Origin of the sequence: Syntrophotalea acetylenica (genome assembly GCF_001888165.1) — a bacterium.
Lineage (GTDB): Bacteria > Desulfobacterota > Desulfuromonadia > Desulfuromonadales > Syntrophotaleaceae > Syntrophotalea > Syntrophotalea acetylenica.
In genome coordinates this window covers 2,766,049-2,776,999 of record NZ_CP015455.1, presented here as the reverse complement: position 1 = coordinate 2,776,999, position 10,951 = coordinate 2,766,049, and the positions used below count along the sequence as shown (strand labels likewise).

11 protein-coding genes are annotated in these 10,951 nt (G+C 58.0%); 5 read left to right on the top strand and 6 right to left on the bottom strand.

The genetic code is table 11. The features are described 5' to 3' along the window. Positions 1–46: 46 nt before the first annotated feature. The 3 genes from A6070_RS12970 to A6070_RS12960 all read right to left on the bottom strand — a co-directional run bounded on the left by A6070_RS12970 (position 47) and on the right by A6070_RS12960 (position 2,919). The gene (locus A6070_RS12970) at positions 47–628 is read right to left on the bottom strand and encodes a nucleotidyl transferase family protein (RefSeq protein WP_072286167.1); all 582 of its coding nucleotides are present in this window, start codon (positions 626–628) and stop codon (positions 47–49) included. A 93-nt stretch (positions 629–721) separates the two neighbouring features. After that, positions 722–2,023 carry an alkaline phosphatase family protein gene (apgM, locus tag A6070_RS12965; protein ID WP_072286166.1) on the bottom strand — a complete coding sequence of 434 codons (1,302 nt, stop codon included), beginning with the start codon at positions 2,021–2,023 and terminating at the stop codon, positions 722–724. A 77-nt stretch (positions 2,024–2,100) separates the two neighbouring features. Beyond that, the gene (locus tag A6070_RS12960) at positions 2,101–2,919 is read right to left on the bottom strand and encodes a sugar phosphate isomerase/epimerase family protein (protein WP_072286165.1); all 819 of its coding nucleotides are present in this window, start codon (positions 2,917–2,919) and stop codon (positions 2,101–2,103) included. 160 nt (positions 2,920–3,079) lie between these two features. Here A6070_RS12960 and hisF point away from each other — a divergent pair, with 160 nt between their 5' ends. Beyond that, a complete protein-coding gene (gene hisF, locus A6070_RS12955) occupies positions 3,080–3,841 on the top strand; it encodes an imidazole glycerol phosphate synthase subunit HisF (RefSeq protein WP_072286164.1) in 762 nt (253 codons plus the stop codon). A gap of 5 nt (positions 3,842–3,846) precedes the next feature. Here hisF and A6070_RS12950 read toward each other — a convergent pair whose 3' ends face one another. Further along, positions 3,847–4,725, bottom strand: coding sequence for a 4Fe-4S ferredoxin (locus A6070_RS12950; protein WP_235605463.1), 879 nt, complete (start codon positions 4,723–4,725; stop codon positions 3,847–3,849). Between the two features lie 262 nt (positions 4,726–4,987). Here A6070_RS12950 and A6070_RS12945 point away from each other — a divergent pair, with 262 nt between their 5' ends. Together A6070_RS12945 and A6070_RS12940 are read left to right on the top strand one after the other, a co-directional pair. Then, on the top strand, positions 4,988–5,761 hold the full coding sequence (locus A6070_RS12945) for a class I SAM-dependent methyltransferase (RefSeq protein WP_072286163.1): 774 nt from the start codon (positions 4,988–4,990) through the stop codon (positions 5,759–5,761). 67 nt (positions 5,762–5,828) lie between these two features. Beyond that, a complete protein-coding gene (locus tag A6070_RS12940; protein WP_072286162.1) occupies positions 5,829–6,071 on the top strand; it encodes a DUF6868 family protein in 243 nt (80 codons plus the stop codon). 91 nt (positions 6,072–6,162) lie between these two features. Here A6070_RS12940 and A6070_RS12935 read toward each other — a convergent pair whose 3' ends face one another. Beyond that, positions 6,163–7,797 carry an ABC-F family ATP-binding cassette domain-containing protein gene (locus A6070_RS12935; protein ID WP_072286161.1) on the bottom strand — a complete coding sequence of 545 codons (1,635 nt, stop codon included), beginning with the start codon at positions 7,795–7,797 and terminating at the stop codon, positions 6,163–6,165. Between the two features lie 197 nt (positions 7,798–7,994). On the opposite strand from A6070_RS12935, the gene A6070_RS12930 reads away from it, so the two are divergent. Further along, positions 7,995–8,450, top strand: a complete 456-nt coding sequence (locus A6070_RS12930) for a YaiI/YqxD family protein (protein WP_072286160.1) — start codon at positions 7,995–7,997, stop codon at positions 8,448–8,450. Positions 8,451–8,519: 69 nt separating this feature from the next. Beyond that, positions 8,520–8,696, top strand: coding sequence for a hypothetical protein (locus A6070_RS15640; RefSeq protein ID WP_158513980.1), 177 nt, complete (start codon positions 8,520–8,522; stop codon positions 8,694–8,696). 34 nt (positions 8,697–8,730) lie between these two features. Here A6070_RS15640 and A6070_RS12925 read toward each other — a convergent pair whose 3' ends face one another. Next, on the bottom strand, positions 8,731–10,929 hold the full coding sequence (locus A6070_RS12925; protein WP_158513979.1) for an APC family permease: 2,199 nt from the start codon (positions 10,927–10,929) through the stop codon (positions 8,731–8,733). Between the last annotated feature and the right edge of the window lie 22 nt (positions 10,930–10,951).

Sequence of the window (10,951 nt, the reverse complement as noted above, 5' to 3'; positions counted from 1 at the left end):
GATTTTATCAATGGGGTGACATGGATACATATTGCGGCCGAAATTTTCAGGAGGGTTTTTCCATCTCCCGCAGGCGGCCGGGGATATCCCACTTTTTCATGAGTCTGACCACGGCACCCGGCACCCCGGCTTCCCAGTGCTCGTTTCGCGCCATCCGGCAGCGAATATCGGTGGCGCTCAAACCTTTCTCAGCAGCCGGCACTTCCCGAAGAATGTGGGTCGCCAGGCCAAGCGATTTGAAATACGCCAGTTTCCGCTTCCCCCAATCGTCATAGATGGAAACAAAAAACAGCGCATCGAGGGGAACATAATATCTGTACAGCTCGGGCAGATTGACGGGAAACGGCACCACTGAAAAACGCGATGAGGCGATACCCGCCTCTTCCAAAACAGCCCGAATCATGACGTAGCGTTCAAAATAGGTCAGGGGATTGGAAATCGAGCGGCTTCGCTTTGGATCGACCGTCTCATCCCTGGTTAGAAAAGGATCCGGGTTGGTAATCCCCACGACCAGGTGACGGCAAAGCGCCATTCCCGCCTGGAGATAGGAGAGATGATCGTTATGGAGCACCTGAAAACGGCCATGGATGACTCCGGTTTCGACATCCGGGATCGGCTCACGGGCCATATTTGACAACTCCTTATCGTCCGCCATCGCTCTCTTCTTCACGACACCTCGTTGCAGCGCGCAGGCTCGACTGGCGAACAACGACCTCGGGGTTCAGTCGACAGGGAGGGGGGTCGCGTTGCCCGGCGTGAAAGGCTGGTCATCGGGAGCATCCATGAGTCCCCAGAGCTTGCCCCGGTCAAGAAAATTCAGGACCAGATACATGAGCTCCTTACCCCTGACAAGATTCAGCCCACCGGAAGCACAACTTACCTCGTCGAAACTCACGACCTTGTCGCGCCGCACATATCTCCCGGCCATGACTATCGGCACCGTCTCGCCGGTGTGAATCATGGTGCCGGAGGAAGCCGTGGCATGATCGGCGGTAACGATAAACAGAACATCGTCGTCGGCAAGGATTTTCTCGATGGCAAAAGCGAGCGCCGCATCGATGGATTCTATTATCCGTTTTTTAAGAAGAGGATCTCTGGCATGACCTGCCTCATCGGCAACCTTGGTATGGACGTGCACAAAATCGAATTCCTTGGCCTGCCAGGCCATGGCGAGCCGTTCCTGCAAATCCTTGCCGGGATCGCCCGTATCCCTGACCTTGCAGGTTTCCATGCCGACCACCTGACCGAGCCCCTGATAAACGGCACCGGACGCGATCATCAGCCCCTTGAGCCCCCATTTGTCGGTAAATGAAGGCAGGTGCTTCATCATCCCGGCTCGCTGCGTACCGACCGCATTAATGGCCGGAAGTCCCTCCCGGGTTCGTTGTCGATTAAGTGGATGCGTGGCAAGTGTCCGATAACTCCAGCGCAGATAGTCGTTGAGAAACCGGGCGGTATTCTGGGTGAGCGGATCCTCCGCCATGGCGCGCAAAGGGAGAACCTCCATCAGGGGGCGCCCTTCGATGATTGGATTCGAGTCGGTAACGGCTTTCGACACCTTCCCTCGCAAACGGAGAATGCCGCCGATCCCTTTTGTAGGTAGGAATTCGGCCTCAATGGCATCGCGGCTGAAAGCGCGGATCGCCCCGTGAAGAGACTGACAATCCTGACGGTCGAGAGGCGGATTTTCATGGCGAAGCACAAGGCGCTGTTGCTCTTTGGTCACAGAGAAGATGCGTGCCAGCAGGGCCACATCATCCAGTCGGATGTCGATTCCTTCCCCCAAGGCTTCTACAACGCCCCGCCCCGGGAAATCCTCTATTTGATAACCAAACATGAGAAAATGGGCAAGCTCGCTGGGCAAGGCCGTTCCCTGGAGGTGGGAGTGGAAAAGTCCGTTCATGCCGAGAGAGGCGATTTTGTCGAGATTGGGTGTGGAGGCGGCCTGAAGAGGGGTCCTGTGGTCAAGCTGGGGGTGGCTCCGGTCACCAAGGCCATCGAGAAGCAGAAGAATACAGCGCATGCCCGGTCCTTTGAAAAAAGCGACAAATTCGCAGGGTATACCTTGTTTTTATCCGGAGTCCCCGGATGGGCACCAGCTTAGACACTCCCCAGGAAAAACGGAATTTGTTGCCGCATTGCATCGGCCTGCAGGGATGATGTTTGGAGGTAGCTTTGCAGCAGGTCGCGCGTATGCAACAATTCCGATGGGTTCATGAGTTCAATGGCCCACCAGTCGCAAGAGTCAGACAAACCGAGAAGATCAAGGCGTTCGCTGATGTCGGAAAGGGCATCGGGCGGAACGTGACCGTAACCCTCCAGTTCCGTATGGTAGACATGTGCATTGAGAAGCCTGTCGCGATGGGGCAGGATGTATTCGGCGAAGAGGTCCTTCCCCGGATGCAGATGCCGCACCGCGTGAGCATGGCCGATATCGATGGTGACGTAAGCATCGCTTTCCGTCACGATACGATGGAACAGCAGCGGATCGTTGGTGAGCGGAGTGGTGAGATTTTCCAGGGCCACGGCGACGCCATTGCCACGGCCATACGCTACGAGAACAGCCAGGTTCCTGATGGCTCGATTCATATCGATGCCCTTGCCGGAGGGATTGCCGAGCCCGGAATGCACCGTCATGTAGCGCCCGCCTGCAGCAGCTATCTGGTCGACGGTACGCAACAGCAACGCCAGGGATTCATCGCCCCGCTGATCGTTGTAGGCTACATCCACACCGTGAAAACGACAGTGGTAGCGCACCTGGAATCCCGCAAGGTCCTTCATGAGGGAGAGGAATTCTGGTTCCGGAAGGGTGGGATCCAAAGACCAGTCGATGGCGGAAAAACCATGTTCGGTTGCAAACGCCACCAGTTTTTCGGTATTTTGGTCGAATATGTTGCACATGGCGATTGTCGGTTGCATGGAGCGACCATATACTTTCGTTAGCGATAAATCAAATCGATAATATCAACAATACGATCAGGCCTGATCGGTTTATCCGATCGGGCGGGTCTTATCCGCAAATGTTCGAAGAAAATGAATGTTCCTTGGTTTTTTCTCAACCGAACAGGAGGCTGCAAACATGAATCCTAAAGTTCGTATTATGCCGTGTCTGGACATGCAGAACGGACGCGTGGTCAAGGGCGTGCACTTTGTGGATATCCGGGATGCCGGCGATCCGGTGGCCTGCGCACGCGCCTATTGCGAGAGTGGCGCCGACCAACTGGCCCTTCTGGATATCACCGCCACCGTCGAGGGCCGGGCGACCATGCTGGAGGTGGTCGGGCGCGTGGCCGAGGTGACCACGGTTCCCTTCACCGTGGGTGGCGGGATTGCCGATGTGGCGTCGGCGGAGGCGGTGCTCAAGGCCGGCGCCGACAAGGTTTCCGTCAGCAGCGCCGCGTTTCGCAAGCCGGATCTGATACCGGAACTGATCAGGTCCCTTGGCGCCCTGCGCGTGACGGTGGCCATCGACGTCGACCGCAACCCGGCCCTGCCGTCTGGCTACGAGGTTTATGTCGACGGTGGCCGTACCGCAACGGGGTTCGATGCCGTCGAATGGGCCAAGCGGGTGGATGGTTATGGAGTGCCCGTCATCCTGCCAACCAGCAAGGCCGGCGACGGTGCCCGGACCGGCTATGACCTGCCGGTAATCAAAGCCATCAAGTCGGCGGTTGCGGCGGAGGTGGTGGCGTCCGGCGGCGCCGGAAAACTGGAGCATTTTTATGAAGCGGTGCAAGCCGGGGCCACCATTCTGCTGGCGGCCTCCATGTTTCATTTCGGCATGGTTCGCATCGATGAGCTCAAGCAATTCCTGCGGGAGCGGGGAGTGGCGCTGGCCTGAGGGTTTTATGGTGGACCTTGTGGCAATCCTTCAGGCACCCGGGTTTCGCAGGGAACGCCAACCTGGCACAAACCGCAGGGTGTGGCGCCGGTTCCATAGGTTGTGGCGGCATAGGGCGCGGTTGTGTCGCGAATATACCTGAAACATGCCTGTTTGTTGTGTCCGTCCCGGGTGGTGATGGCTCCGGCCGGGCAGCGCCTGGCGCAAAGACCGCAGGTGCCCTTGGCGTACCACAGGCACCAGGCGTGATAGTCTTCTCCGTAAACCCTCTTCGTGACAGGCAGCTCGATGCGGGACACGACCGAGCCCAGGCGTGCGGCCTGCCCCCATCGGGTAATCAGTGCATCCGAAAGTCCGAAGGTGCCGTGCCCGGCAACGAAGGCGGCGTGGCGCTCCGACCAGTTGGAGGCCAATCCGAAGCGTTGCGAAATGCGACAGCCGAAGGCGGGCAAACGCTCCGGCGCCACCGAGGGATATCCGGCCCGGGTGAGGGCCTCTGCGAGGTAAAGGCGCAGCGCCCCGTTGAACTCTTCACCGTGGAATCGCGATCGCGCCCAGCGTTCGGCCGGCATGGTCTTTTCGGCACGCTGGTCCGCACGGGTTTGGGGAGTCTGCGGCAACACATAGCTGATGACCCGCAATTGTGCGCCGCCCGGCGCCGGCAAATGGGGAAAGGCAAGGGCATAAGCCTCTGCCGGAGTCCACAGAAAGGTGCCGATCATTTCCTTGTGACGAAGAAACAGGGGGTCGTCGCCTCGCGCTACGGCTACCTGCGGCTCAGCCCATGCTTTCTCGCCGGTATGGAGCCCCAGATTGTTACCGGGGGCGGATGCCCAGAAATCGCGGATGATTTTATCAATGCAAGGGACAGATTCGATGGCCAAGGTTCTCTCCCGGCGTGCGCAGTTCGATCCTGAAGATTTCATGTTCGTAGCATTTTTTTGGCCTGGCGTCACCACTACGTTTGAGAATGCCTTTCTTCGAAAGGTTGTCAAGGGGCGGGGGGGCGGATTTGTGACGATCAGGCATTGTCGGCATTTGCCCCGGCACGCAAGGACGGCCCACTTGTCATTTTTATTCAAGGACTTGCGGGTGTGAAAAGCCTGTCCGGCAAAAACCCAATCACATCATGGATAAGGAACAACGATGAGCGACGCAAACAAATCCATCCACGAATTCGATTTCAAATTGATCTGCGAATATTTTTCAAATCTGGAGCGGCAAGGGCCGGGAAGCCCCGAAGCAACGCTCAAGGCGCTGTCTTTTATCGATAACCTTGCCAATGACTCGAAAATCGCTGATCTGGGGTGTGGAACCGGCGGACAGACCATGGTCCTGGCCCGACATGCGCCGGGGCATATAACGGGCATCGATCTGTTTGCCGATTTTATCGATATATTTAACGCCAACAGCTGTAAATGGAATCTTCAGGACAGGGTTTCCGGCATTGTCGGTTCAATGGACAATCTTCCCTTTCAACGTGAAGAGCTGGACCTGATCTGGTCGGAGGGCGCAATCTACAATATGGGGTTTGAAAGAGGCCTGAAACAATGGCATGGATTTTTGAAGAGGGGAGGTTTTATTGCCGTTTCCGAGGCCTCCTGGTTTACCCGGGAACGACCCGCCGAAATCGATGCATTCTGGAAGGACGCTTACCCTGAAATCGATGTTATTTCCCGCAAGGTCGAACAGATGGAAAAGGCCGGCTATATTCCCGTGGCGACATTTGTTTTGCCTGAAAACTGCTGGCTCGCCAACTTTTACACTCCGCAGATATCTGCCCAAAAGAAGTTCCTGAAAAAACATGCAGGCAACACAGCAGCCGAGGAACTCGTGAAAAATCAGCGGCATGAAGCGCATCTGTATGATAAATACAAAGATTTTTACGGGTATGTTTTTTATATCGGGAAAAAGATCTGAGTCGGGCAGAAGCACGCCTTGTTCGTCAGGATACAATTTCCACAACCATCAAAAAAGGAGTGGTTCGATGGATATGACCATGCTGAGCGGATTTTTCATGTGGTGCAGCATCCTGAATCTGGGGTTGCTGACGCTGGCGTTTCTGGTGAAGGTGTTGTGCGGCGATTTTGTTTACAGGCTCCACAGTCAGTGGTTTCCCATGCCGCGGGAAAACTTCAATGTGGTGTTTTATGCGCTTCTCGGCGGGTACAAGCTGCTGGTTTTCGTGTTCAATGTCGTTCCATGGGCGGCTCTCGCCATGCTCGGATGAAAAGCTCGCGCCCGGCATCCTCGATGCGACAATGCAATGGTCATGGCAGGCATTAGCAAACCCGCCATGACCATTGCAAAAAGTAACCCGGCTACAGGGCCAGGGCGGCTTCTTGTCCGAAGTGTTCCGTTCTCATTCTGGCAACTTCGGCGCTTTCGAGGTATTCGTCAAAAGTCATTGCCCGGTCGATGAAGCCCGCGGGGGTGACTTCGACGATGCGGTTGGCAACCGTCGACAGAAACTTGTGGTCGTGGCTGGCAAACAGGATCACCTCCGGAAAGGCGATCAGTCCGTTGTTGAGAGATGTGATGGATTCGAGGTCGAGGTGGTTGGTCGGTTCGTCGAACACCAGCACGTTGGCGCCGGTCAGCATCATCCGGGCGAGCATGCAGCGCACTTTTTCCCCGCCGGAGAGGACATTGGATTTTTTGGTCGCTTCTTCGCCGGAAAACAGCATGCGGCCCAGAAAGCCACGGGCAAAGCTCTCTCCTTCGGTCGGCGCGAACTGCAGCAGCCAATCGATCAGGGTCAGGTCATTTTCGAAAAAGCGGCGGTTCTCCTTGGGGAAAAAGGCCGGCGTGATGGTGACTCCGAAACGGAAAGAACCGCTGTCCGGTTCGAGTTCGCCGGCCAGGATCTGAAAGAGGGCGGTTTTTGTCTGGGCGTCGCCACCGACGAAGGCGATCTTGTCCCCCTTGTTGACGATCAGGCTGAAGTTGTCCAGCACCTTGACGCCGTCGACGGTTTTGCACAGATCCTTGATCTCCAGGATGATATCGCCGCAGGCGCGCTCCGGTTTGAAGACCACAAAGGGATACTTCCGTGAGGAGACGGGCAGGTCTTCGACGGTGAGTTTTTCGAGGAGTTTTTTGCGCGAGGTCGCCTGCCTGGCCTTGGAGGCGTTGGAACTGAAGCGCTGGATGAACTCCTTGAGGTCGTTGGCTTTTTCGGTTATCTTGCGGTTCTCTTCCTGTTTCTGCTTCAGTACCAGCTGGCTGGCTTCGTACCAGAAATCGTAGTTGCCGACGTAAACGGTGATCTTGCCGAAGTCGATGTCGGCGACGTGGGTGCAGACCTGGTTGAGGAAGTGCCGGTCATGGGACACGACGATGACCGTGTTCTGGAACCGGGACAGGAACTCCTCCAGCCAGGCGATCGACTTCAGGTCGAGGTGGTTGGTCGGTTCGTCGAGCAGCAGAATGTCGGGATTGCCGAACAGGGCCTGGGCCAGCAGCACGCGGACCTTTTCCCCGCCTTCGAGTTCCTTCATCTTTTTGTGGCGCAGATCTTCGGGGATGCCGAGGCCGTTGAGGAGCACCGCCGCCTCCGACTCGGCCTCGTAACCGTTCATTTCGGCGAACAGGGCTTCCAGTTCGCCGGAGCGAATACCGTCCTGTTCGGTGAATTCCCCCTTGGAATAGATCGCCTCGCGCTCGGACATCACCTCGTAGAGGCGCATGTGACCCATCATCACGGTATTGAAAACCGTCTCTTCGTCAAAGGCAAAGTGGTCCTGGCGCAGCATGGCGATGCGCTCGCCCGCGCCAATCGAAATGTCGCCCTTGTCCGCTTCGATTTCACCGGCGAGGATTTTCAGAAAAGTTGATTTGCCGGCGCCGTTGGCGCCGATGAGGCCGTAGCAGTTGCCGGGGATGAATTTGATGTTGACGTCTTTGAAAATGACCCTTTTCCCGTAGGCGAGGGCCACATTGCTGGCGCTGATCATGGTTGCGATACTTCCTTGTCTGAAAAAACAAAAGAACCACGGGAAGAGATCCCCGCGGTTCACGAGAGCGCCCCTTATACCATTTAACGGCAGTCAGCGGCAACCGGTTTTCATTTTTCCTGTTTCCCTTTTCGTTTTGCCCTGGGGTGCGGAACCGGGACATACCACCAACGACTCCGCGACAGGAGGCTATTGTCATGAACATATGGGTGGACGCGGATGCCTGCCCCGCAGTGATAAAAGAAATTTTGTTTCGGGCGGCGAGACGCATCGGGGTGATGCTGACCCTGGTCGCCAACCACCCCCTGCGCTTCCCGCCCTCCGTGCACATCTGCCTTGTGCAGGTCCCCCAGGGGGCGGATGCGGCCGACCGTGAGATCGTCAGGCAGCTCCGGACCGGAGATCTGGTGATCACGGCGGATATTCCGCTGGCGGCGCAGGTGATCGCAAAGGGCGGCTACGCCCTTGACCCGCGTGGTGAATTTTACGATGCCGACAACATCGGCGAGCGTTTGAGGATGAGGGATTTTATGGACAGGCTGCGTGGTTGCGGCATCGATACCGGCGGTCCTTCATCGCTGACCCAGCGTGACCGGCAGGATTTCGCGAACCGGCTGGATCAGTTTTTAACGAGATACGGGAAACAGGGGTGACAGGTTCATGCTCAATCCATTCAGAAGACGCCATGTGCATTTTCTGCACATTGGCAAGACGGGTGGCGTTTGCCAGCGTCGCTGCAACTTCCGGATGACGATATCGCCGCGCACCGGAATCCGGATGGCCTGGACCGGTCCATCGATGCCAGGGGGCTTGCCGCGCTGAGGGCATGGTTCGCGGAGGATTATCAATTCATGTCATTGTGCCGAAAACTCATGTCCGAAGAGGGCAGAGGGGAATAACGCCGATGCTTTCGGGAGCGGGCATGGCGAAAGGTCACTGGGAGATCAGTTCGCCAATGAACAGGCTGCCGTTGTGGACAAAAAAGAAAGAGCGCAGGCCCGCCGCCAGCTCCGTAAGGCGCTCGGCGTAACCCTCTTCCTGCCCTTCGGCGGGCATGCCGAGACCGAGGATGACCAGGTCGGCGGATGCGCTGCGGGCATGAATCAGTTCCACCACGCTCGTATCTTCAGGTTTGGCCATCACCTCCACCTCGGCCTCGATGCGGATTTCCGGGATCAGTTTGGCAAGCATGGTTTCGGTCTGCTGTTTGATCATCTGGTTGGATGCGATGGTCATGATCTGAATGCGGGCATTTCGCCACTCGGGGTTGCGCGACAGCAGATAGGCCAGCAACAGCATCAAATCACCATTGCGCTGCAGGCCCCCCCACCATACGTGGATGCTACGGCGCTGACCTTCACGCAGGGGTGGCGGCGTTTCGACCTGCCCCAGCAGCATCGACCGGTTGATGTGCCTCAGCGGGCGGATAACCCGCAAAAAGTGGACCAGTCGCTCCATGTCGTCCGGCCACCCGAGGAGGATGGTGTTGGCGGCGATGCCGGCGATGCCGTTGGCCTGGGTCACAGTCATGATGCCCTGTTCGATGTTTTCCACCACATCGACCTCGCCGAATGCGACGATGCCGGCCTGGTCCAGCACGCGGTCGATGTGTTTCGCCCGTTCCAGAATATTCAGGTTCAGTTCCAGCAGGTTGCCCACCACCAATTCGCAGACCGTAACGACACCCCGTTCCTGGCTGAACCAGGCGCCGTAGCGGACCAGAGGCAGGCGTCTGTCGATGTTGCTCACGAACACCAGAATGTGCGGTCGCCAGTTGCGCGCCGTCATCGGCCGCCGGGAAAGGCATACAAGCGCCCAGCGAATGACCGCTTCGTACAGATCCCGCCGCACATCGCCCCAGGCATGCGATCGTTCGCGCCGTCGCAGCAGCAGCCACAGGCCCAGAACCACCATGACGGCCGTCAGGCTGGCCCGGATATTGATCAGCAGCATGATGGCCAGGCATCCCGTGGCGCCCCCGAGGCTCAGCCACCATGGGACCTTGATTTCAGGGCGCCAGGAAGGATTGCCGGAAAGGTATTCCAGGGCGACAATCGCATTGATCGTGCCATAGACGCTGAGAAAAAACATGGTCACGACTTCAGCAACGGTGTTGAGGTCGCCGAGAAAAACCGCAAGCAGCGCAATGGCCAGGGTGGCAAGAAGGCCGGACAGGGGTTCCGCCGTGTGCTCGGCGGCGGCCAGCCAGCGGGGTGCCAGGCGGTCCGTGGCGAGGGCCTGCAAAGTGCGTGGCGCACCCAGCACGGATCCGACCGCCGAAGAAAAGATGGCTCCCCACAGGCCCGGCAGGACCAGCCAGGGCCCGAACAGGGCGATGCGGGTCCAGATCAGGGAGTTATCGCGCAGTGCTTCACTATCGGCGCCCAGGCAGAGCAGGACCGGCACCAGCATGTAGATCGCGAAGCCGGTCAGGGTTGCCATTACCGTGCCCCGAGGAATGGCGCGGCGCGGATTGGCCAGATCTCCGGACAGGCTCAGCCCGGCCATGATGCCGGTTACCGCCGGGAAAAAAACCGCGAACACGAACCAGAAGCTATACTGTCCGGACGCTTCGGTTGCCAGGGCTCGCGGCGCGCCGCCGCCGGCCACAACACCCCCGGCCAAAGCCAGCAGGGAGAGGGCGATCAGCAGGAGGATCGGTACCTGCATTTTCAGGGCGCCGCCGGCACCGCGAAACGCCAGGGCGCCGACCAGCACAATGACGAGAAAAGCCGTTGCCTGCAGGGGGGCGCCCGGCCACGCGAAACGCAGGGATTCCGCCAGGCCGTAGGCATACAGAGTGACCGACAGTGCCTGGCAGAAAAACAGGGGAATGCCGATGGCCCCGCCAATTTCCGGCCCCAGGCTTCGCGATATCATGAAGTAGGCGCCGCCCGTGCCGACCCTGGTGTTGGTCGCGATGGCGGAGAAACCCAGGGCGGTCACCATGGTAATGCTGTTGGCGAGCAATACGATCAACAACGCTTTCCACAGCCCGATGTGGCCCACCACCCAGCCGAAGCGCAGGTACATGATGACGCCAAGAATTGTCAGGATGGTAGGGGTGAAAACCCCGATAAATGTGCCGAGTTTGCCTGCGGCCTTTTCTTCTGGGGCCAGGGTTTTTGCCATCCGTGCCCGAATGCGCTGAAAA

Bases quoted from the DNA above. Each gene is read 5' to 3' on its own strand.
- A6070_RS12970 (WP_072286167.1), bottom strand. From the start codon at position 628: ATGGCCCGTGAGCCGATCCCGGATGTCGAAACCGGAGTCATCCATGGC.
- apgM (WP_072286166.1), bottom strand. From the start codon at position 2,023: ATGCGCTGTATTCTTCTGCTTCTCGATGGCCTTGGTGACCGGAGCCAC.
- A6070_RS12960 (WP_072286165.1), bottom strand. From the start codon at position 2,919: ATGCAACCGACAATCGCCATGTGCAACATATTCGACCAAAATACCGAA.
- hisF (WP_072286164.1), top strand. From the start codon at position 3,080: ATGAATCCTAAAGTTCGTATTATGCCGTGTCTGGACATGCAGAACGGA.
- A6070_RS12945 (WP_072286163.1), top strand. From the start codon at position 4,988: ATGAGCGACGCAAACAAATCCATCCACGAATTCGATTTCAAATTGATC.
- A6070_RS12940 (WP_072286162.1), top strand. From the start codon at position 5,829: ATGGATATGACCATGCTGAGCGGATTTTTCATGTGGTGCAGCATCCTG.
- A6070_RS12935 (WP_072286161.1), bottom strand. From the start codon at position 7,797: ATGATCAGCGCCAGCAATGTGGCCCTCGCCTACGGGAAAAGGGTCATT.
- A6070_RS12930 (WP_072286160.1), top strand. From the start codon at position 7,995: ATGAACATATGGGTGGACGCGGATGCCTGCCCCGCAGTGATAAAAGAA.
- A6070_RS12925 (WP_158513979.1), bottom strand. From the start codon at position 10,929: ATGGCAAAAACCCTGGCCCCAGAAGAAAAGGCCGCAGGCAAACTCGGC.